The 20,250-nt window shown below is 63.3% G+C and carries 24 protein-coding genes; 12 read left to right on the top strand and 12 right to left on the bottom strand.

The features are described 5' to 3' along the window. The first annotated feature begins 24 nt into the window (after nucleotides 1–24). Nucleotides 25–2,766 carry an EAL domain-containing protein gene (locus tag BCCGELA001_RS26160; RefSeq protein WP_008555751.1) on the top strand — a complete coding sequence of 914 codons (2,742 nt, stop codon included), beginning with the start codon at nucleotides 25–27 and terminating at the stop codon, nucleotides 2,764–2,766. A 9-nt stretch (nucleotides 2,767–2,775) separates the two neighbouring features. Here BCCGELA001_RS26160 and BCCGELA001_RS26155 read toward each other — a convergent pair whose 3' ends face one another. Beyond that, complete coding sequence (locus BCCGELA001_RS26155; protein WP_008555749.1) at nucleotides 2,776–3,036, bottom strand: hypothetical protein; 261 nt, start codon at nucleotides 3,034–3,036, stop codon at nucleotides 2,776–2,778. A gap of 260 nt (nucleotides 3,037–3,296) precedes the next feature. On the opposite strand from BCCGELA001_RS26155, the gene rocF reads away from it, so the two are divergent. Further along, on the top strand, nucleotides 3,297–4,274 hold the full coding sequence (gene rocF / locus BCCGELA001_RS26150; protein WP_060736649.1) for an arginase: 978 nt from the start codon (nucleotides 3,297–3,299) through the stop codon (nucleotides 4,272–4,274). 704 nt (nucleotides 4,275–4,978) lie between these two features. Next, a complete protein-coding gene (locus BCCGELA001_RS26145) occupies nucleotides 4,979–5,212 on the top strand; it encodes a hypothetical protein (RefSeq protein WP_144441474.1) in 234 nt (77 codons plus the stop codon). A gap of 203 nt (nucleotides 5,213–5,415) precedes the next feature. Here BCCGELA001_RS26145 and BCCGELA001_RS26140 read toward each other — a convergent pair whose 3' ends face one another. Further along, nucleotides 5,416–5,727, bottom strand: a complete 312-nt coding sequence (locus BCCGELA001_RS26140; RefSeq protein WP_008555737.1) for a nuclear transport factor 2 family protein — start codon at nucleotides 5,725–5,727, stop codon at nucleotides 5,416–5,418. Nucleotides 5,728–5,869: 142 nt separating this feature from the next. On the opposite strand from BCCGELA001_RS26140, the gene BCCGELA001_RS26135 reads away from it, so the two are divergent. Beyond that, on the top strand, nucleotides 5,870–9,751 hold the full coding sequence (locus tag BCCGELA001_RS26135) for a response regulator transcription factor (RefSeq protein ID WP_008555734.1): 3,882 nt from the start codon (nucleotides 5,870–5,872) through the stop codon (nucleotides 9,749–9,751). Nucleotides 9,752–9,764: 13 nt separating this feature from the next. Here BCCGELA001_RS26135 and BCCGELA001_RS26130 read toward each other — a convergent pair whose 3' ends face one another. Then, nucleotides 9,765–10,943 (bottom strand): hypothetical protein, encoded by a 1,179-nt coding sequence (locus BCCGELA001_RS26130; RefSeq protein ID WP_060737840.1) that lies wholly within the window; start codon nucleotides 10,941–10,943, stop codon nucleotides 9,765–9,767. Nucleotides 10,944–11,181: 238 nt separating this feature from the next. On the opposite strand from BCCGELA001_RS26130, the gene BCCGELA001_RS26125 reads away from it, so the two are divergent. Continuing rightward, a complete protein-coding gene (locus BCCGELA001_RS26125) occupies nucleotides 11,182–11,460 on the top strand; it encodes a hypothetical protein (protein ID WP_060736648.1) in 279 nt (92 codons plus the stop codon). A gap of 24 nt (nucleotides 11,461–11,484) precedes the next feature. On the opposite strand, the gene BCCGELA001_RS26120 is transcribed toward BCCGELA001_RS26125, so the two are convergent. From BCCGELA001_RS26120 to BCCGELA001_RS26110, 3 genes are all read right to left on the bottom strand, one after another. Then, nucleotides 11,485–12,699 (bottom strand): mandelate racemase/muconate lactonizing enzyme family protein, encoded by a 1,215-nt coding sequence (locus tag BCCGELA001_RS26120; RefSeq protein WP_060736647.1) that lies wholly within the window; start codon nucleotides 12,697–12,699, stop codon nucleotides 11,485–11,487. Between the two features lie 344 nt (nucleotides 12,700–13,043). Further along, nucleotides 13,044–14,336, bottom strand: coding sequence for an NRAMP family divalent metal transporter (locus tag BCCGELA001_RS26115; protein WP_060736646.1), 1,293 nt, complete (start codon nucleotides 14,334–14,336; stop codon nucleotides 13,044–13,046). Between the two features lie 186 nt (nucleotides 14,337–14,522). Beyond that, the gene (locus BCCGELA001_RS26110; protein WP_008555701.1) at nucleotides 14,523–14,708 is read right to left on the bottom strand and encodes a hypothetical protein; all 186 of its coding nucleotides are present in this window, start codon (nucleotides 14,706–14,708) and stop codon (nucleotides 14,523–14,525) included. Nucleotides 14,709–14,878: 170 nt separating this feature from the next. On the opposite strand from BCCGELA001_RS26110, the gene BCCGELA001_RS26105 reads away from it, so the two are divergent. The 3 genes from BCCGELA001_RS26105 to BCCGELA001_RS26095 all read left to right on the top strand — a co-directional run bounded on the left by BCCGELA001_RS26105 (nucleotide 14,879) and on the right by BCCGELA001_RS26095 (nucleotide 15,966). Next, on the top strand, nucleotides 14,879–15,094 hold the full coding sequence (locus BCCGELA001_RS26105) for a hypothetical protein (RefSeq protein ID WP_008555699.1): 216 nt from the start codon (nucleotides 14,879–14,881) through the stop codon (nucleotides 15,092–15,094). Between the two features lie 311 nt (nucleotides 15,095–15,405). Continuing rightward, on the top strand, nucleotides 15,406–15,591 hold the full coding sequence (locus BCCGELA001_RS26100; RefSeq protein ID WP_008555696.1) for a hypothetical protein: 186 nt from the start codon (nucleotides 15,406–15,408) through the stop codon (nucleotides 15,589–15,591). Between the two features lie 126 nt (nucleotides 15,592–15,717). Beyond that, nucleotides 15,718–15,966, top strand: coding sequence for a DUF6894 family protein (locus tag BCCGELA001_RS26095; protein ID WP_060737839.1), 249 nt, complete (start codon nucleotides 15,718–15,720; stop codon nucleotides 15,964–15,966). Nucleotides 15,967–16,048: 82 nt separating this feature from the next. Here BCCGELA001_RS26095 and BCCGELA001_RS26090 read toward each other — a convergent pair whose 3' ends face one another. From BCCGELA001_RS26090 to BCCGELA001_RS26080, 3 genes are all read right to left on the bottom strand, one after another. Then, on the bottom strand, nucleotides 16,049–16,687 hold the full coding sequence (locus tag BCCGELA001_RS26090) for a hypothetical protein (protein WP_060736645.1): 639 nt from the start codon (nucleotides 16,685–16,687) through the stop codon (nucleotides 16,049–16,051). Between the two features lie 19 nt (nucleotides 16,688–16,706). Beyond that, complete coding sequence (locus BCCGELA001_RS26085; RefSeq protein ID WP_008555682.1) at nucleotides 16,707–17,033, bottom strand: hypothetical protein; 327 nt, start codon at nucleotides 17,031–17,033, stop codon at nucleotides 16,707–16,709. 120 nt (nucleotides 17,034–17,153) lie between these two features. Beyond that, on the bottom strand, nucleotides 17,154–17,354 hold the full coding sequence (locus tag BCCGELA001_RS26080; protein ID WP_060737838.1) for a hypothetical protein: 201 nt from the start codon (nucleotides 17,352–17,354) through the stop codon (nucleotides 17,154–17,156). Nucleotides 17,355–17,485: 131 nt separating this feature from the next. Between BCCGELA001_RS26080 and BCCGELA001_RS26075 the strand changes: the two genes are divergently transcribed. Then, complete coding sequence (locus tag BCCGELA001_RS26075) at nucleotides 17,486–17,713, top strand: hypothetical protein (RefSeq protein WP_008555679.1); 228 nt, start codon at nucleotides 17,486–17,488, stop codon at nucleotides 17,711–17,713. Between the two features lie 135 nt (nucleotides 17,714–17,848). Beyond that, nucleotides 17,849–18,040, top strand: a complete 192-nt coding sequence (locus BCCGELA001_RS26070) for a Myb-like DNA-binding domain-containing protein (RefSeq protein WP_008555677.1) — start codon at nucleotides 17,849–17,851, stop codon at nucleotides 18,038–18,040. Between the two features lie 33 nt (nucleotides 18,041–18,073). Here the strand turns inward: BCCGELA001_RS26070 and BCCGELA001_RS26065 are convergent, their stop codons facing one another. Then, on the bottom strand, nucleotides 18,074–18,844 hold the full coding sequence (locus BCCGELA001_RS26065; protein ID WP_060736644.1) for an EAL domain-containing protein: 771 nt from the start codon (nucleotides 18,842–18,844) through the stop codon (nucleotides 18,074–18,076). Nucleotides 18,845–19,177: 333 nt separating this feature from the next. On the opposite strand from BCCGELA001_RS26065, the gene BCCGELA001_RS26060 reads away from it, so the two are divergent. Together BCCGELA001_RS26060 and BCCGELA001_RS26055 are read left to right on the top strand one after the other, a co-directional pair. Then, a complete protein-coding gene (locus BCCGELA001_RS26060) occupies nucleotides 19,178–19,426 on the top strand; it encodes a hypothetical protein (RefSeq protein ID WP_060737837.1) in 249 nt (82 codons plus the stop codon). 114 nt (nucleotides 19,427–19,540) lie between these two features. Continuing rightward, nucleotides 19,541–19,810 carry a DUF6894 family protein gene (locus BCCGELA001_RS26055; RefSeq protein WP_008555661.1) on the top strand — a complete coding sequence of 90 codons (270 nt, stop codon included), beginning with the start codon at nucleotides 19,541–19,543 and terminating at the stop codon, nucleotides 19,808–19,810. On the opposite strand, the gene BCCGELA001_RS26050 is transcribed toward BCCGELA001_RS26055, so the two are convergent. Further along, nucleotides 19,804–20,016 (bottom strand): hypothetical protein, encoded by a 213-nt coding sequence (locus BCCGELA001_RS26050; protein WP_008555659.1) that lies wholly within the window; start codon nucleotides 20,014–20,016, stop codon nucleotides 19,804–19,806. The genes BCCGELA001_RS26055 and BCCGELA001_RS26050 overlap by 7 nt on opposite strands. Next, on the bottom strand, nucleotides 20,013–20,213 hold the full coding sequence (locus tag BCCGELA001_RS26045; protein WP_008555657.1) for a hypothetical protein: 201 nt from the start codon (nucleotides 20,211–20,213) through the stop codon (nucleotides 20,013–20,015). The genes BCCGELA001_RS26050 and BCCGELA001_RS26045 overlap by 4 nt, the downstream gene beginning before the upstream one ends. Nucleotides 20,214–20,250 lie beyond the last annotated feature (37 nt).

The following is a 20,250-nucleotide window of genomic DNA, read 5'->3' as shown; positions in this document are numbered from 1 at the left end:
GCATCGGGTGCGGGGGAGGATCGGGTGAAGCGTTACCGACCGCATATTCTGGTTGCGATCGCGCTCGCGGTCGTGCTGTCCACGGGCTGGCACGGCGCGCTTCGCAATGCGATCACCGACCTCAGGTTTGGCTGGCAATCGCGTACTGCCAGCGGCAATGTCGTCGTGGTCGCGATCGACGCGCCCTCGATCGAGCAGATCGGCGTCTGGCCCTGGCCTCGCCGGCTGCACGCGGAGCTCCTCCACAGGCTGGAAGCGGCCGGCGCGCAGGACATTGCCTTCGACGTCGATTTCAGCTCGCCCTCGGATCCCGCTTCTGACGAGGCTTTCGTCAAGGCGCTGCGCGAGGTCGGTGGCTCGACGATCCTGCCGTCGTTCAAGCAGCCCGCGCCGAATGGCGGCGTAGCTCATATCAATCGTCCGCTGAAGCCATTCAGCAATCAGTCATGGCCGGCCGTCGTCAATGTCGCGATCGAACGCGACGGGCTGGTGCGCCGTTATCCGGTCAGCGAGAGGCTCGGCGATACCTTCGTGCCTTCGATGGCTGTGGTGCTCGCCGGGCAGGACGCCAATCGGCGGCCGCCCTTCCTGATCGACTTCGGCATTCGGGCGGCTTCCATTCCGACCGTCTCCTATGTCGACGTGTTGCGCGGCAATACCGCGGCCCTGGACAAGCTGAGAGACAAGAAGATCGTTGTTGGGGCGACGGCGCTGGAGCTTGGCGACCGGTTCAGCGTTCCGAATGGCCGCATCGTCGCGGGACCCGTGCTTCAGGCGCTCGCGGTGGAATCGATCCTCCAGAACCGGATGCTGCGCTGGACCTCGGACGCCGGCATGATGCTCGGCCTCGGCGCGATCTGCTTGTTGATGATCTATTCATGGCGGCGCTTTGCGCCGGGCATGCGCGTCGCGATCTTACTTGCTGCCGGCACGGCCGCCGAGCTGGTCGCGGTCCTGGTGCAGGCGAGATGGCCCTTCGTCATCGACACGTCGCTGTTTCACATCGCGATCGTCGCCTATCTGACGGCGATCGCGCTGGACGAGATCGAGTTCCGTGGCCTCCTGGGGCGCATCGCAGAGAGCCGCTTCCATCGCATCGCGATGTCGCTGGGCGATGGTCTTGTCTGCACCGACGAACAGCACCGGATCACGGTCTGGAATCCCGGCGCAAGCGCCATCTTCGGCTACATGCCGGCTGAGATGATCGGTCGCCCGTTCGAAACGCTGTGCGCCGCGCCGGCAGATGGCGAGGCGAGGCCATCCATGCATGACGCAGCGCGCCAGGCGCTCCTGGTTCCCGGCGGCGCCGTCGTCGTCGAGTTCGAAGGGCGACGCAAGAACGGCGAGACCTTCCCCGTCGAGGCGAGCTTCTCGGGCTGGCAGGGAACGGACGGCTTCCAATATGGGGCAATCCTCCGCGATATCTCGGTGCGCAAGCGCGAGGCCGAACGCGTCAAATATCTGGCCGAACATGATGCGCTGACGGGCCTTGCCAACCGCAACGTGCTGCATGCCTCGCTCACTGGTCTGATCACTGCGGCGGAGCAGCGGTCATCGAACGTCGTGCTGCTCGTGCTCGGACTCGACGGCTTCCAGCAAATCAACAACATGCTCGGCCACGCCGCGGGCGACCTCGTGCTGCGTGCGGTGGCCGAGCGTCTGACGATCGAAGCTGGCCTAGGAGCGATCGTGGCGCGCCTGAGCGGCGACGAATACGCCGTCGCGCTCGATTGCGCGGAGATCGGCGAGCCGACTGCCGAATTCGCCGAGCGGATTGCGCGCGCATTCGAGGCGCCTCTCGCAACGGCCACGCGGCAGCATCGGGTCAGGATCAGCCTCGGCGTTGCCGTCTATCCCGAAGGCGGACGCAACGCGGACGACCTCTTGAGCAACGCGCACCTCGCGCTGACCAAGGCGAAGCTGACGCGGCGCGGCGGCCATGTGATCTTCGAGAGCGCCATCAGGCAGGAGCTCGAAAGCCGCCTGGCGCTCGAGAGCGAATTGGCGCTTGCCGCCGATCGCGGCGAGTTCGAACTGTTTTACCAGCCCCAGATTCGCCTGGTCGACGGCAGCCTTATCGGCGCCGAAGCGCTCATCCGCTGGCGGCATCCCGTGCGCGGCTATGTTTCGCCTGCAGAGTTCATGCCGGTGGTCAACAGCTCTGCGCTGTCCGAGCGTGTCGCGAACTGGGTGATGGAAACCGCCTGCCGTCAGGCGCGTGCCTGGGAATTGTCCGGCAACGACGTGCGCGTCGCGATCAATCTCTCGCCTTCCCAGCTTCAGTCCGGCGATCTCGCGCATGCGGTTGCGGCACTGCTCGACACCACGGGGCTTACGCCCTCGCTGCTCGAGATCGAGGTCACCGAAGATATCCTGCTCCATGACGAAAGCCGCGTGCTCGACATGTTCAAGCGGATCCAGCAGCTGGGTGTCCGCGTCCTGTTCGACGATTTCGGCACGGGATATGCGAGCCTGAGCTACCTGAAGAAGTTTCCGCTCGACGGGCTCAAGATCGACCGGTCGTTCGTGTTCGGCCTGCTCGCGAACTCCGACGATGCCGCGATTGTCGGCTCCACCATCGGGCTCAGCAAGCAGCTCGGCCTCACGGTGGTAGCCGAAGGCATCGAGGACCGCGCCACGGCCGACTTCCTGGTGAGCATGGGATGCGAGGAAGGGCAGGGATATTTCTTCGGCCGCCCGATGCCGGCAGAGGCATTCGAGAAGCAGTTCCTGACGGTCGAGCTCGAAGCCGTCAGCGCGGCCTGAGCAGCCGGCTCAACGGCGGCGCGCGACTGCGACCCCGAACAGGAAAGCGACGAACAGGCTGGCGAGCGGCGCTTCGCGCGTGATCGCTGCGACGGTTGCGAGCGGCCGGCCCGGCTTTCGCGCTTCCTCGATCGCTGAGGTCAGCCGATCGACCGCTGCATGCAGGCCTCCAGCAACTTCACCGACCGTCCGCGACACATCCGTCGCTGCGTCGATGGCGCGCTCAGCCACGCCGGGTTGATGATTGGACTGCGGTATCTCGGTGCTCAAGCGCGACCTCCAAGCATGAGGATGGAGGCCGACACCTTTGGCTATCCGCGCGAGCGCTCGTTTTGAACAGCGGGTCTGACGACCTTTGGCTATCCGCGACAGGCGCCGTTGGTTTTACGGCGGGTGCCGGCCTTGGATGGGCAATTCAGCGCGCGGCATTTTGTTCCGGACTGATACTGCGACGGCGGATCTCCCCGGGAAACGACGGGTGCGAATCTCTGTTAGGCTGGCGGTGGCTTTGCTGATGTCAGGAGACAGCCGTGACCGATCGGACCGTAACGGATCGAACCCGGCGCATCGCCTTGCTGGGAGCGCCCATCGACATGGGTGCTTCGCAGCGCGGTACCTTGATGGGACCGGCGGCGCTACGCACCGCGGGTCTTGCGACACTGCTCGAGAGCCTCGATTTCGAGGTCGCCGATTACGGCGACCTTTCGGTGGCCGAGATGCGGGACTTCACCGACAAGCCGCCCGCGCAGGCCAATCATTACCGCGAAATCCAGCGCTGGACGCGCCTATTGAGCTGCAGAGGCTATGAGATCGCGAAAACCGGCGCGCTGCCGATCTTCCTCGGCGGCGATCACACGCTGTCGATGGGCTCGGTCAATGCGATGGCGCGCCACTGGCAGGAGTGCGGCCGTGAATTGTTCGTGCTCTGGCTCGACGCCCATGCCGACTACAACACGCCGGAGACGACAATCACGGCCAACATGCATGGCATGTCGGCGGCGTTCCTGTGCGGTGAGCCCGGCCTCGATGGTTTGCTGGGCGATGATCCGCGTGCCTCGATCACGCCTGACAGGCTCGATCTGTTCGGCGCGCGTTCGATCGACAAGCTCGAAAAGGAGCTGATGCGGGCGCGTCGGATCCGGGTCGTCGACATGCGCCAGATCGACGAGTTCGGCGTTGCCGTCCTGATCCGGCGCGTCATCGAGCGGGTGAAGGCAAGCAACGGCGTGTTGCATGTCAGCTTCGACGTCGATTTTCTCGATCCGTCCGTGGCGCCGGGCGTGGGCACCACGGTGCCGGGTGGCGCGACCTATCGGGAGGCGCATCTGATCATGGAACTGCTGCACGATTCCGGCGTGGTCGGGTCGGTCGACATCGTGGAGCTCAACCCGTTCCTGGACGAGCGCGGCCGCACCGCGCGCACAGCGGTCGAATTGATCGGGAGCCTGTTCGGTCAGCAGATCACCGACCGACCGACGCCGAGCAATGCGATTGCACCGGGCGAGTGAAGCGGCAGGCGGCTGGCGGACCCGCGAAAACGTCGGGCGGATTGAGCTTACCGAGTTGACCCGTTGCAGACGTCCCCGCATCTTCTGATGCAGAGGGCCTGGTGTGTGATCTGCGCGAGGTTTGATCTGAATCAAGCAACCGAAACAGCGAAACAGGCATGGCGTTTCGGCGTGCGGCATTCATAGCTCTTCACTAACTCCTCCAGTAAGGGGCCGCCTCATTGCTGGCCTCTTCAAATCCCAAACGCCGATCTCTGCTGCTGGCTCTCGGCCCGCCGCGTACATGGTTGTGGGCAGGCCGCAAATCTACGGGAGCGCGAATCGAATTGCTTTTTGTTATTGTGGGAACGCGAATCGGAGGCGCGATGCGAGACCCGAAAGCCAAAGAATGGTCGGAAGCCGAGCTTCGGCTCCTGATCAAGATGGTCAAACATCGCGCCAAGTCAGCGGAAATAGCCAAAAAGCTTCGAAGACATGTGGGGTCTATCAAGCGCACCGCTCGCGACCTTGGGCTTCTGCTACGAAAATGAACCCATTGGCGAGAGCGGCCTCGCAAATCATGCCGGCTACCCTGGGCCGCCTTTTGACCCGAAACGGTCGTTTTGACTTAAATCAACGCAAGCTAACCGGCATCTCCTTTCTTGCTCCGGATGAGGTACTCGGAGCCCAAGAGATTCAACGTCACGCCTGCGGTTCGTCGCGCGATGATCGCGACGAATGACCAGAAAGTGTTTCGCATTTATGGGCCGAACGGTAGCGCATGGAAGTGCGAACGCAATGGCGTCTCGCCTCGCATGCTCTGGAAACTGCTCGCGAACGAACTGATAGAGGACGAACCACAGACAGCCGTCACGATCGCTGTGCCCGCAACCATCCGCATGCGCCTGAGTAAGGTTGGGCTGGACATTCTAAAAGCGAGTTTAGACGGAAAAGCATGAGGCCAGTCGCCTCGGCTGGACGGTTAGGAGACGGGCAGCGCGCGAAAGCGATGCCGAAAACTCGCCTGGTTCGGATCGCCTGCCTGCACCGGATCGCGCCCAGAGGCCTTGAGCGCGACGAAATCACAGTGCATCGTCACCGCGCCTTTGGTTGTTGTTGGAGCACGATCCTGTCGGAGAACCGCTCTTTTCGGGATCGTGCCCTAGCGCAAGGGGCTGCAGTCCAGCACCTTGATCCTCCCGGCAGCGTCAAACGCCATAAGCGCACTCATCACGCCCGTGCTGGTGGCGTACGAAATCACGGTTCCGCGGTCCGAAGGGTTGAGATCGTCCAAGGTGCCTGCCGGATATTTTTGGAGGCGATCGGTCCAATAGGCACGAAGCGCCGCGCGGCCGGTGATGGTTTGGACGCCGCAGCAACCGAAGTGCACCACGGCATCGTCGGCATGAAGGTCCAGGATCGCTTCGATATCGCCGGCGCGATAGGCATCAAGCCAGTCGACCGCAACGGCCATCGGGTCATAGGGGATATTTGTCACTTGCTACCGTCCAAACTGCTCCAAGCCAGAGGAACCAAATCGACCGATTGTATTTTATTATCCCACCCGGCCACGGCCATATGCCGAAGGACTTAGAAACCGGGCCGAGGCAAACTCGATGTTGGACGCATCCGCCAAGCAGGGGATCCTCAAACCGATCCGGCTTGTGCTCTCTGACCGGCAACCGGTCGTCCTGCAGGGACTGAGGTCGATCCTCGGGACACTGCAGGACTTCGATGTTGTCGCGTCGACCAGCGATGGGACAAGCTGCCTCCATGCCATTCGGGACTTGTCGCCCGACGTCGCGCTTATAGCCGATACCCTGCCGGACCTGACGGCCTCCGATATCCTCGCGATTACGAAAGCCGAGAAGCTTTCCACGCGCCTGGTGTTCTTTACGGAATCCGACACCAACCACGCTCTGGCCGCAGCGATTGCCACCGGGGCCTGCAGCGCGATTTCGAAGTATGTTGCCCCCGGCACCATGCTGCGATCACTGCGGCTGATGGCGAAAAGCGGTGTGTCGCTGGAGCAATCCGATCTCTCGCCGACCGGCAAGGAGGCTGACCGCGACGGCAAGATCGAAAAGATGCTGGAGCTGTTGACGCCTCGGGAACGTCAGATCGTCCGGCTGGTCTCGGAGGGAATGTCGAACAAGGAGATCGCGCGGACGCTCGATCTTTCCCACGGAACCGTCAAAGTCCACCTGTATAATATCTTTCAGAAGCTCGAAATCACCAACAGAACCGTGCTTGCGACCATCTCGTTGTTGCAACGCACTTCGGGCTTCAGCGCGCTCGCTGTGGCCTTTCTGGCGTTCGCAATTGCCGACGAACTCAAGGCCGCGGACGCAAACGACATGCTTGGGCATGGCCATGGCCCCGGCCAGAGGGACGAGCACGCCGGATATGAGGTCTGGAAGAAGGCCATTCTCCAGCATCTTATCGTCTCAAAATCCGGCGAGGCGCCCGCGTCCACGGAGAAGGACTTGCTTGCCAAGGCAGTCCAGGCGACGGACCCTGCGGCGGCAACGGAAGCGCTCCGCGCGGCTGAGCAACTGCTGGGCTCGAAATTTTGGAAAGAGGGTGGTGCGGTCGGATCGGGCACGAACAATCTTCCTGCGCATCTTCTGGCGGCAATTGCCGCCACAGGGATTGGAGGCGTAGCGCCGGAACATCAAACCCCGCAGCTTGCTTCCAATTCGATGTCGATTCATGGAGGCTATGGCACCTTCGCCGCTATCGCCGGTGCGTTGATCTACGCCTTGAACGATCCGCAGCTCGCGCAGGCGCATGAGTCGGGTCAGGCAGCGATTGACGACCTCCTGGCCAACATTGGACACAATGCGACCACCACGTTAGCCGCGATCACGCACGTCGACACCAACCACGCAGAGAAGTCGGCCCCGGAATTCCCTGCGCGCGATGTCAGCCCCCATTCTTCCTTTGTGGTGCCTGCAAATAACGTCACGCAAGAAGGCGTCCAGGTCCAGGCGGGCCCGGACGCTGCGGGTCATACGCTCCAAAAGTCTATCGGCCTATCGGACGCTGGGCACGATTCCGGACCGGACGGATCTGGCCGCGACCAGTTGATGGGAGGCAACGTTGAAGACGTTGTCCATCGCGCTCCGATCGCTTCGAAGTCTGGGTTTTCCGATGCCGCCCCGGATGGCGCATCCGGGCCGGACAGGCTCAATCTTGCAGCTTTCGGGGCGCTTGCCTGGCTGCATCTGACGGCGGCAGCCAAATCCATCCCGCCGCACACCCTTGCCTGGATCTACGATCCCGCAACCAATCAAACGATCGTCTATGTCAACCCGACCGATCGTGCCCTTGATGTCGGAGATCACGGCCTGCTGGAATTCCATCTGCAGGGAATTGTAGCTGTCGCAGAGTCCGGCGGCACTCACCCCTCGGAAGGCGTTGCCGTCGCGGTCACCTTGGAGCAGCTCGAACAAGCGCTGATAACGGCGATCTCAACCGATGAGACTGGGCTGAGTCTCGACGACAGTCATGCGAGCGAGAGCTTGCCTGAGGCGGCCGGCTTTTGGAACGTTTCCTCCGATGACGGCTGGAACTTCCACGTCCCACACGTTCGAACTGGCTTCGGCACGTCGGCAAATTCCAGCGCTGCCAGGCGCGACTCGGCGGACACAGCGGAGGAGAGTGCCGGTGCGTCCAGCGTGACAGCCTATGGATCATCAACGCCTCCGGCCGTCGAAACTCTCACCTCGAAGAATGGACCGACGAATCCGAACGCCGGTGTTCCTTCGACCACGCAGAAGGAGATTGTCCCACCGGGCCTCGACACGGCCGGCAATGCCGGCCGCGGTAACTCGGACCACGCGTCGGACCGGGGACAGGCAAAGGGCGCGGCCGCAGAGAAGACGGAGTCTAAACCTGGTAACGGCGTCGGGAATGGCAATGAGCACCATCACGACAGTCCACCCGGGGCAGCGAAAACGGCAAAGGCCGGGGGCATCGAACACAGCAATTCGGGCCATTCAGCTTCCAACAAAGGTGCGGAAGCAGGCGAGAGCAACGCAACGACCGGCAACACAAAGGACGGTCACGCGCAGCACGCTGCGAAGCCGGGGTCCGGAAAGCCGGAAGCGACCGAGACGCCCGAAACAAAGGCCAAACCGGGTCACGGCGCGGGCCATGGCAATGAGCAACAATCACAGGCTGCGGAGACTCCGCCAGCAGCAGAGACGAGGGGCGCCGGTCACAGCAAATCGAGCCTCTCGGCTTCTAAGAAGGAAGCGGGAGCAGGCGAGAGCGATTCAAATGCCGGCAACACGGAGTGGGGTCACGCGCAGCACGCTGTGAAGCCAGGGTCCGGGAAGGCGGCGGCGAACGAGATGGCCGACACAAAGGCCAAACCGGGCAACGGGTTCGGCCATGGCAAGGAGAACTATTCTCAGGCTTCAGACGCGCCGCCCACCGTAGAGTCCGGCGCCGCAGACCACGGCGATTCGGGCCACCCTGCTTCAGCCAAGGGAGCGGAAGCAGGGGACAGCGACGCAAAGACCGGCAACTCAGAGAACGGTCACCCGCAGCATGCTGCGAAGCCGGGGTCCGCGAAGGCGGCAGCCACCGAAACGGCTGAAACAAAGCTGAAGCCGGACAACGGCGCGGGCCATGGCAATGAACACCCTGTCCAGGCTGCGGACACCCCGCCTGCTGCAGCGAAGACGGCAGAGTCCGGCGGAGCGGATCATGGTCATTCAAGCCATTCAACTTCTGCAGAAGGAGCGGAAGCGGGCAAGAGCGTCGCAACGAGCGGCAACAGTGACCACGGCAACGCGAAGCACGCTGCGGAGCCGGGGTTTGCAAAGGCGACGGACGTAGAGACGGCGGAAGCCAAGCCCAAGCCAGGCAACGGCGCCAGCCATGACGATGAGCACCAACAGGTGACCGCAGCAGACGGGTCCGATCACGGCCAATCGCAGCGTGATTTGCACGTTTCGGAGAACGGCGCAGCTGCCGGTAAGCAGCAGGCCGAGCACGATTCAACTGAACACGAATCCAATCCCGGAGAATTGCATCGCGATTTACGCGCCTCCAAGGACGTTTCCGCCACTGCCGAGCAGCAGGAGAAGGGAAATGGACCCGGAAGCCATGTCGATTCAGAGCAATCGCAGCGTGACTTGCACGAGGCACATTCAAGCGCCTCTGGGAACGAGCACGCGGGGTCGAGCCAAAAGGCTGACCGCACCGATCGAGTTGCCGCTGACGCCGCTCCCGCACAAAAGGCAGCTGCGTCCGAGCCCCGGGAGTCCTTTCATTTCAGGAATGATCCGGCAGAACCCAAACATTCAGATGATGCTGGAGTTGGCCACGGACCCGACACATTCGAACATGGTCGGCACGATGCCGGAGATCATGGACTGGCGCAGGATCTGGCAGCAGACTTGATCGGCCCTTCACACGCCGCGCAAAGCGCCTTTGACCACCCAAACGCCGCTGAGCACCATCTGCCGCATCATTGGCTTGTGTAGGTGACCGACGCCTTTAGACGATAAAGTCCGTCGCATGCAGGTCTGCCGTTTGGACGCCCTGCAGCGTTATCGTATCGCTGGCCGTCAGGTGGATGACCGCATTGCCCGCGCCGTCGTCGCTGATCAGGCTCTCCAGCGCAGTCCAATCCGCAAAGCCGTAGTCCTGGACGTCGATCAGATCGTGCTCCGCCGCCGTGCTGCCGACGACGCTGTTGCCCTGACCGAAATCCTGGATCAGATCCTGGCCCGAGCCCTTGTCGAACGCGAAGATGTCGCTGTTCGGTCCGCCCCACATCTCGTCATTACCGCCTTTGCCGTTCAGGACGTCCCTGCCGCCCGTGATCGAACCCGGCGCGGCGGGATAGTAGTGCCGGGCGTCACCAACCAGAATGTCGGCGTACGTTCCGCCCGTGAGGACGTCGTTGCCGCCCTCCGCGTTGCCGGACATGGAAAAGGCATCGCCGACCATCAGGAAGGAATAGTAGTGGAGGTTGCCGTGGAGATCGACGACGGTCAGGGTATCGTTTCCACCACGCGCATCTCCTGAGAGCTCATGCGCATCGCCGTACAGGTTTCCGCCTCCGGTCTGCGCTTCGTTCCCGATCGTGAAGATGAGGTTGTCGTTGCCGCCGCGCGCGTGATCGGTTAGGCCGCCGGCATCGCCGTAGAGAACTGCCGAGCCAGTCAGACCGGTCTGGAGAGCGAGCAGCGTATCATTGCCGCCACGGGTATCCCCGGACATGGCCCCACCATCGCCGACCAGCGTGTTCAATGACCGGCCGCCGAAGACGCCGATGACGGTGTCGTTGCCGCCCTGCACGTGATCAGACATGTCACCCCCGGCGTCGCCATAGAGTGTGAAGCCGTTCCAAATCGAATTTTCACTGTCGCCGATCACCGTGTCGTTGCCGCCCCTGGCATGGCCGGACATGGATTGAGCATCGCCGTGGACGATGACGGTGTTCAGCGAGCCCTCGATGTTCACCCTGAGTGTGTCGTTGCCGCCCTGGGAGCGATCCAGCAGGACCGCTGTATCGCCCACGAGAATGAGGGACGTCATGCTGTCGACGTCGACCGTAATGGTGTCGTTGCCGCCATGCGCATTGGCCGGAAAATCGGGATCGCCGAACAGGGTTTCGAAGCTCATTTCCGGGATGGACAGGGCGATCGTATCGTTGGGCAAACGGCGCATGGCAAATTCCATTCATCAGCGGAAGCACAGGGGATATCACTGGCGAAGCACGGCAGCCCGCGCTTCGACGACGAAGCTATCTCGGATTGATGACGGAGGTTTGCCGATAAACTGGACTTGATTGCGACCGGCGGTGGCCCGCCTCCGCCCCGGCCTTGCCGGCCGGAACCCCGATCGAGCGGGAACCCGAGAGCCGTGATCTGCATTAACCTGTGATAGGAAAATAGCGGATGCTTCGATGACAAGTGGTCGTTTCGCGAATTCCATGTCCAGTGCGCTTCGCCATCCCGGCGTGATCGCGCTCATCATTGCGGCGGTGACGATCGCAGCGATGCTGATCGTCGACCACGGCCCTTGGAGCCGAGCCAAGACCCAGCCGGCTCATCTCGCGATGTACGCAACCACGGGAGAGGCGGCGCGCGCCGCAGGTGCCGCGGTGCTCCCGACCGAGCCGAAGTCGCCGCTCGAGCCGGCGCGGCCGAAGACGTCGCCGCTCATCAATCCCGTGACGCCTTAGCTCTCGCGCGCCAGCGAACTCTCGTCAGCTTTTACGCCCGTAATTGAGCAATCCGCCGCTGGTCTTCGGTGGATGTGCGCGCAAGGCCTCCTCGTTGGGTTCGGTGCCCCAGCCTGGGCGGTCAGGCACGACCAGATGACCGTTCTGGATCTCCGGCTCGTGCGTGAAGAGCTCGTGGTCCCAGGCGAGGCGGTCGATATCGATCTCCATGATGCGCAAGTTCGGCACCGCGGCGCAGAAATGCGCGTTCATCATAGAACAGAGATGGCCGTAGAAATTATGCGGTGCGACGTTGACCTCGAACGCCTCGGCGGCATTGGCGATCTTCATGGACTGCCAAACGCCATTCCAGGGCGTATCGATGATCGCGACATCCATCGCCTGCTCATGGAAATAGGGCAGGAATTCACGCAAGCCGAGCAGCGTCTCGCAGGAGGAGATCGGGTGCGGGCTCTGCCGGCGGATATAGCCCAGCGCCTCCGGATTGAAGCTGTCGATCTCGATCCAGAACATGTCGAGGTCCGCGATGGTGCGCAGGATCTTCAGATAGCCTTCGGTCTTGGCGTTGAAATTGCAGTCGAGCAGGATATCCACGTCAGGGCCGGCGCCGTCACGGATCGCTTCCAGATGCATGCGCAGGTCGCGCAGGATCTTGCGATCGACGTTGATCTCGGGCGCGAAGGGTGAACCGAAGCCCGGGCGCCAGCCGTTCGGCTTGCCGCCGTCGTAGGAGAAGATGTTGGTCTTGAGTGCGGTGAATTTCTTCTCGCGGACCTCGCGGCCCATCGCCTTGACGCCATCGAGGCTCTCGATCGGCGGCTTGTACCAGGAGGGGTGATTGATCCGCCACGTCGCGCAATGCGACCAGTAGACTCTGACCCGGTCGCGGATCTTGCCGCCCAGCAGTTCATAGCAGGGCACGCCGAGACACTTCGCCTTGGCATCGAGCAGTGCATTCTCGATGGCGCCGAGGGCCTGCGCCACCACGCCGCCGGCGGCGGGCCGCGTCGCCGCGAACAGTTCGGCATGGATGCGTTCGTGCTGGAAGACGTTCTGGCCGATGACGCGGGCGGACAGGCGCTGGATCGCAGCGCCGACGCCGGGCGAGCCAAAGCCCTCGTCGAACTCGCTCCAGCCGACGATGCCGTCTTCCGTCGTCAGCTTGACGAAGTGGTAGTTTCGCCAGCCAGCGTCGCAGGCGAGGATCTCGAGACGTGTTGCTTTCGATGATGTGGTCATGGCGCTCCCTGGCCCCTGCTTGTTGTTCTTGTCGGTCCGCTCGCGAGCTCGGTCCCAGTCCGCATTGTTAAGCCAAGGCTTGGCCGCCGTGAAGCCCGACGAGGTGTCGCCAAAAGCAGCCCGTTTTGCCGCAAACCCCGTAGTTTCCGGTGGGGACAGCAGGCCCAATCCCACGTTTTTTGGCCACAATCGGGACCGACGATCTCGCCATGAAATTTCTGGCCATGATCTCGATTCTGGCGCTGCTCACGATGGGCGGAGCCGCCATTTCCGATCAGGTACTGACCGCCGATCAGCACGTCGCGCGAGGGGTGCAGTAGCGCGGCGCGCGTAAATCGTAAGGGTCAGCCGATCACGGACGAGCCGAGCAGGGCTAGGACGGCCAACGCCATCACCGCGGTGCCGAGCCAGCCCAACGCGACGAGCCATGAGCGGGCCCTGAAGCGCCCCATGATGGCGCGGCTCGAGACGATAACCATCATCATCGCCATGATCGGGACGGCGACGATGCCGTTGAGCACGGCGCTCCACACCAGCATGTGAATCGAATCGATCCCGGTGAAGCCGAGGCCGAAGCCGATGATGGTCGCGGCCGCGATGATCGTATAGAAGCCGGCCGCCTTTTCGGGCTTGGCCTCCAGCGTGGCGCGCCAGCCGAAGATCTCGGCGACGCCGTAAGCCGCCGAGCCCGCCAGCACCGGGATCGCCAGAAGGCCCGTGCCGATGATGCCGAGCGCGAACAGCGCGAAGGTGAAATCGCCGGCGAGCGGCCGCAGCGCTTCGGCGGCTTCCGTCGCCGAATTGATCTTGGTGACGCCGTTGGCATTGAGCACCGAGGCGGTGGTCAGGATGATGAAGAAGGCGATGCCGTTGGACAGCAGCATGCCGAAGATGGTGTCGACCTTGATGCGGTCGAGCTCGTGGTGGCCGCCGCTCGGCAGATCGCGCAGCGGCTTGTCGCGCTTGCCCTGGTTCATCTCCTCGACTTCCTGCGAGGCCTGCCAGAAGAACAGGTAGGGACTGATGGTGGTGCCGAGCACGGCGACGACCATCAGGAAATAATCGGCGCTGACATTCGGCGTGGGCCATACCGCTGCGAGCAGCGCCTTGCTCCACGGGATCTGCACGGTGAAGGCGGTTGCGACATAGGCGAACAGCGCCAGCGTGAGGAATTTCAGCACTGGCGAATAGCGGCGATAGGGCAGGAAGATCTGGAGCAGGGTGGAGCCGGCCGCGAAGATCAGCGCGTGTTCGTGATGGAGCCCGCCGATCACGAGCGAGAGCGCCTCCGCCATTGCGGCGATGTCGGCGGCGATGTTGAACGTGTTGGCGATGACGAGCATGGACACGAGCGCGAGCACCGCCCAGCGCGGCGCCAGCTGCATGACGTTGGCGGCGAGACCCTTGCCGGTGACCCGGCCGATCTGCGCGCTCACGAGCTGGATCGCGATCATGAACGGCGTGGTCAGAAATACCGTCCACAGCAGCCCGAAGCCGAATTGCGCGCCGGCCTGCGAATAGGTGGCGATGCCCGAGGGATCGTCATCGGCCGCGCCGGTGATCAGGCCCGGACCCAGTCTTTGCAAAAGCGTCGGCGCGGATTTGGTCGGCGTGAGGGCGCTTTTGCTTTTGCTCATCGACGTAGTCTCGGTCCGGGAAAGAACGGCATATCCCTAACAAATGCTAGCGACGGAACGAAAGTTCCCAAGACACGATCTGACGCGTTTCGGAATATACGAAATTGTGGTTGACCGTCGGGCAAAACGGTTGTATAAGGACATCATCGCCAGCGGTGGCCATGCAGGCCCGCCGGCAGTCCCAGCCTACTTCACGCTGACGAACATGCCCCAAGCGGCGGCCAGCGCCGCGCCGGTGAAGACGAGCACCGGATTGTCGCAGAACGTGCTGCCATATTTGCAGACGTCCGCGCCGAACTGTCCCAGCTCATGGCGGCCCGCTGAGTAGAACAGTCCCGACAGTCCCAGCAATGCAGCGGCGATGTAGTACATCGACGATCTCCAGCTTGCTCCCGCGTCCGACGAAAGCGCCTGTGCCAGCATGATGCGAAGAGCTTGCATCCTGCCGAATCCGGCCGGTTGCATTTGACTCAAATGATCGGCGCGGGAACTGCTGGACCGGTCGTCCATTAATGCAACGGATAACAAGACAGGGATCAGGCATGGGCATCGAACGGATGCACCCTCCGCGCTACTGGCTGATGCGGGCGGAAGAATTCCGCACCAAGGCGGATGCCTGCGAGTTTGCCGAAACGCGGGACACGCTGCTCAAGATAGCCCAGAATTACCTCGATCTGGCGCGCCGGGCGAAGCGAATCCGGACTGTCGACGACCTTGATGCGCAGATGCGGCAGGATACCGGCCAGGCGCAGGGCTGACTTCAAGCGAGCCGCGATAACACGTGTGATTGGAACTATTGTTCACTTTGGTACTTAGGAACCCGCATTGGTGAACTAAGAGATTTGAGTCGTGAGCGATCCAAGGGAAGCAGAGCATTTCGTGCCCGGCCGCCCGCAGCCGGGACCAACCTGTCCGAATTGCAAGACGCCGTCTCGCTATATAACTTCCATGCTCGACGTGAAGCGCGACAGGTCGGTCCTGATCTACCGCTGCGATTCCTGCCAAGAAGAGATATGGCGGTGAGCGCGTGTGCAGCCGAAACGGCTGCAACAGCAGCAGGAGAAGCGTGATGCAGGATTACCAGACGCAGCTCGAGAAGCTGCGCAAGGACGCCGCCGAATGTGCCCTGATCCGCGACCTCGCCACCGACCAGGCCAAGCGCGAGCTGTTCGAGCGGATCTCGAATCATCTGACGGTGCTGGCGGATCAGGTCGAGCAGGCGATGAATGACCGTACCAAAGGTGCCGTGGCCTGAGCTTTCCCGCACAATTACGGACCGTAGTCGGCCCGACGTGTTCCCGGGCCGGGCTTGTGATCTGCTGCGCTCATCCTTGGAATGGATGCCGCCGTGCTCTTGCATCCCCGAACGACGGAGCCGGTCATGCCGCGTTATTTCTTCGACTTGCTGGAAGGCGACATTCTCGCCGTCGACGAAGAAGGCCTGGAGCTGTCGAGCCTGCGCGCCGTGCAGGCCGAAGCCGCCAAGTCGCTCGCCGACATGGCCCGCGATGCCGTGCATAGCTTTCCGCCCGCCACCGGCCAGCAACACATGGCGATCGAGGTCCGCGACGTCTGCGGTCCGTTGATGCAGGTGAAGTTCTCGTTCGAAGTCGAACGGCTGCGGGCGTAAGCTCTTGTAAAATCCTGGGCAGGCGTTCGATGCAAAAAAGGCCCCGCAGCGCGGGGCCTTTTGTCTTGTGATCCGGTAAGGCTTATCGCCGCGTGCCCGCGCCGTAGAGCTCGCGCTCGCGGCCGATGTCTTCCGGCGACAGCGGCGGGCTTGCCGCGTCGAAATCGTTCCAGCCGGACTTCTGCCAGGCCGCGCTTCGCTCCTGAAGGTTGACGGACCTCTCGTGCAGCAGTGCATCGAGCCGGGCGCGATCGGTGTCCGCGACCCGCGCGGAGACCAGCGTGCCGCCGCGGCGAACGCCTTCCGCGTAGCGCGAGGCGTCTTCCTTCGACACGCCTGCCTGGGTCAGTGCGCCGACGATGCCGCCGGTGGCAGCGCCAGCGGCCGCGCCGACGGCGGTCGAGGCGAGCCAGCCTGCCGCGACGACCGGCCCGAGGCCGGGAATGGCGAGCATGCCGAGGCCGGCCAGAAGGCCCGCCGCGCCGCCGAGACCGGCGCCGATGCCGGCACCTGCGCCCGCGCCCTCGGCGCGATCGTCGGTGCCGTCGCGGTCACGGTCGACCTTGCCGCCGGCGCTGCCGCGCGATGAGGAGTACCAATTGTCCGAATTGTTGGCGACGAGGCTGATGTCCGAGTGCGGCACGCCGGCGGCCTCGAGCCGCGCCACGGCCGTCTCGGCGTCGGAATAATTGTCGTACAGGCGGGAGATGGTGGTGGTCATGTGATGTGCTCCTTGATTCTTACTTCTTGCCTGCCGGGTTCACGTTGCCCTGGAAGTCGACGCTGACGTCGGTCTTCGTGCCGGCCTTGTCGGCCTTGCCGCGCCAGACGCCTTCATTGTCCTTCTGCAGGCCGGACACGTTGGTGTAGCCGGCGTCCTCGATCCGCGACTTCGCCTGTCCTTCGGTAAAGCTGTTGCGGCCGGCAACGGGCTTGTTGGAGTTGTTCTGGTCGGAGCTGTTGACCGCGTTGTTTTGCGGTCCGCTTTGCGCCGGCTGCGACTGGGCGCCTGCGGGCACCGAAGCCAGCAGCAGCAAGGTTGCGGCCAGCAGAGTTGAACGTTTCATCTTGTTGTCTCCTGCAAGTGATTGTGCGGGCGACAACAAGTGACGGTCGAAAAGGTTGCTAATGTTTCCCGGTTGTTCGGTGCGGCGTTTCGGACCGCCACAAGGTGCAGCGGCGCCGTGTCACTTCGAGGCGTTCGTCGTCTCGCCCTGGCTGCGCGTTGCGGGCTCCCAGGGCGCGGGAAGGACGACGCGGATGGGGCGGGCTTCCGTGGCGCTTTGCCCTGCGACGGGCGCCTGATTCTTGACCGGCTCGGCCAGCGCGACCGCCATCATCGCAATCAGCATGGCCGTAGACGTCGTGACTACCCGCAGATCCAGCATCGATACCTCCTGTTTGCGCACCAACGCCGGGCCACGGCATTGGTTCGGGAGCGATCGGGAACAAGTGGCAATTTTTGTCGTTTGTAGATGACACGCCCGCACACCGGGCTGCTGGAGGAGGAGAGGACAAAATGAATATCAAGACGATCATTGCCGCCGCCGTGCTGACGTCGTTTGCGGCCCCCGCATTCGCGCAATCCTTCTACGTGGTGCAGGACGTCAAGACCAAGAAGTGCACCATCACCGAAGCCAAGCCGACCACCACGGAAACCACCGTCGTCAGCGGTGACACCGTGTACAAGACGCGCTCGGAAGCCGAAGCCGGCATGAAGACCGTCAAGGTCTGCACGTCGAACTGAGGAGGGCGATCGCGCAAGCGATCGACTGCGCAGGCCCGCGCGGAGCGATCCGTCGCGGGCCTTGCTTTGCGCGCTTTGGAACTTCAGGTCCGGCGGCCGATTGTCCTGCTTTGAACGCGGGAAACAGCTCCGATCATGCAATCACGCTATCCGTTGCTGAAGAAGTGGACAGCGGAGGAGCATGAGCAGTTGAAGGCCATGGCCGAAGCCGGCCGGCGGCCCGACGAGATCGCGCTCGCCCTCAATCGCAGCGAAGCGGCGGTGCGGGTGCGGGCCTGGCAGCACGGCATCGCGCTGCGCCTCGTGACATCGAAGCGCAAGAGCTGAGCGTCAGCGCGAGCGACTCAGGGGTCGCGTTCCTCACAGGGCCAGGGACAGGTCGATCTTCCCAAGACCCCGCACCGCAGGCAGCGACATGAAGCCGGGCTTTGCGAAATAATAACCCTGGAACAGGCGGATGCCGGCGGCGCGCAGCGTGGTGAGCTCGGCCTCGCTCTCGACGCCCTCGGCGAGCAGGGTGATGTCCAGCTCGCGGGCAATTCCGGCAAGGGCTGACACGATCACCTGCTTGGGCTGGCTGAGATGGATGTCGCGCAAGAGCTCCATGTCGATCTTGATCAGGTTCGGCTGCAGCCGCGCCAGCAGGCTGAGGCCGGCATAGCCGGCGCCGAAATCGTCGAGCGCGGTCCAGAACCCGAGCGCCTTGTAGGTTCGGATGATGTTCTCGACATGCTTGGGATCGCTCATCCGCTCGTTCTCGGTGAACTCGAACATCAGGTTCGAGGCCGGAAAGCGCGCGCGGCTCGCCGCCTGCAGCGACTTCTGGATGCAGGCGCGCGGCTCGTAGACCGCGTTCGGCATGAAGTTGATGGAGAGGCGCGCATGCGGATCATCGAACAGCTGGCCCGCGGTCTCGATCGCCATCACCCGGGCGTCCTGATCGAAGCGGTAGAGCTGCTCGTCAGTGAGCTGGCTCAGCACGCTGTGTGCACTTTCGCCCTCCGGCCCGCGCACCAGCGCCTCGTAGCCCCAGACGCGGTGCTCGGCGACGTCGACGATCGGCTGGAACGCCATCTTGAACTTGAACGGCAGCTCCGTGCCGTCCCCGCATCCCTTGCACGCCATGGCCACCAGCTCCCTTGCCTGAAGGCGGGAAGGTAGCGGCATCGGGGTTAAGGAAGAGCGAAGCGGCGCAGCCCGCTGGGCCGGCCCTCAGCGGTCAGTGCGCGAGCGTCCAATTGTGCACGTAAGCCCTCGCACGAAACACGGCTGAAACACTGCTGAAACCCGATTGTCTCGAACTCCCCGGCCGCGGCGCCCGACCAACGAAGCGAAAAGGAGAGACATCATGATCCAGATCGGTTCGAAGGAAGAAGTCGCGTTGCTGCTGGCCCTATTCGGCACCCACACCCAGCCGGTGCGGAGGCCGAAGCCGAAATCCCCGCGCGGATGAGGCAGGATGACATGCCGGGCCTGGCCGATTGTGTGAGCCTGCTGCGGCTCCTGATTGCGAGGGGGGATCCCCAGGGAATTCCGCTCGCCGAAAATGCCATCGAGCAATATCTCGCGGTGACGCCGGCGGCCGCGCGCGGGCGCGGGCTGTGCGTGCTCCAGCTCGATGCGCGCGACCAGCACGTCGCCGCCGTTGGCGTGCAGCGCTCCTTTGCGGAGACGATCGACGCCTATATCGCGCGCAAGCTGGCGGAGCAGTGAGCCTCGCAGGCGCGGGGCTCTGTTCCCAGAACCCGTTGATCCCAAGACAATTTTTTTCGTCCGCTAGAAACCTTTGCCCGCGCCGAACTTAACATAGGCAAAGGACCAGCGAAGATGCCCCGATACTTTTTCGATCTCCGCGACGGCAAGGGTACAGCGTTCGACGAGGAAGGACTGGAATTGGCGAGCCTGCGCGCCGTTCAGGCCGAGGCCGCCAAGTCCGTCGCCGACATGGCGCGCGACGCCGTGATCTCCGCCTCACCGGCCGACGGCAAGCAGAGCTTTGCGATCGACGTGCGCGACGAGGACGGCCCCGTGATGCACGTGCAGTTTTCTTTCGCGATAGAGAATTACAAGACGCGCTCGCACGGGCGCGATCATTGACGGGTGAACCGGGCCTGATGCTGCTGCTCGGGCTCCAACACCGCGATCTTGCGGCCGAGCTGCCAGACCTCGACCTTGCCGTGGCGCGTGAACTGCCGCGCGAAGGTGAGGGCGGAGGCGTCGGATGCCGCTTCGAACGCTTCGGCGGAACGGAAGACGCCGTTCTCGCCGACGAGATAGGCGCGATATTGCTGGCACTGGCTCATGTCGGCGCCCTCAGGCCCGGCGACTGCAGCCAGGCGTCGATCTGCATGGCGGTCTCGTCCTGCCGCGCCCGGCGCAGCAGCATCTCGCGGCGGCGCCCGGGCGACAGCGCGCGCGCTTCCTCGCGGCAGCGCGCGGCTTCGTCCGCGAGACGCTCGGCGAGAGTCTTGGTGTGTTTAAAGCGACGCCGTTTCAGCATGGCGCATCTCCCTTGCTAGAGTAGGGCGGGAGCGCAA

Origin of the sequence: Bradyrhizobium sp. CCGE-LA001, assembly GCF_000296215.2 — a bacterium.
In the GTDB taxonomy this organism is placed as follows: domain Bacteria; phylum Pseudomonadota; class Alphaproteobacteria; order Rhizobiales; family Xanthobacteraceae; genus Bradyrhizobium.
The sequence above is the reverse complement of the archived record's forward strand: the minus strand, read 5'-3'. Positions and strand labels throughout refer to the sequence as shown.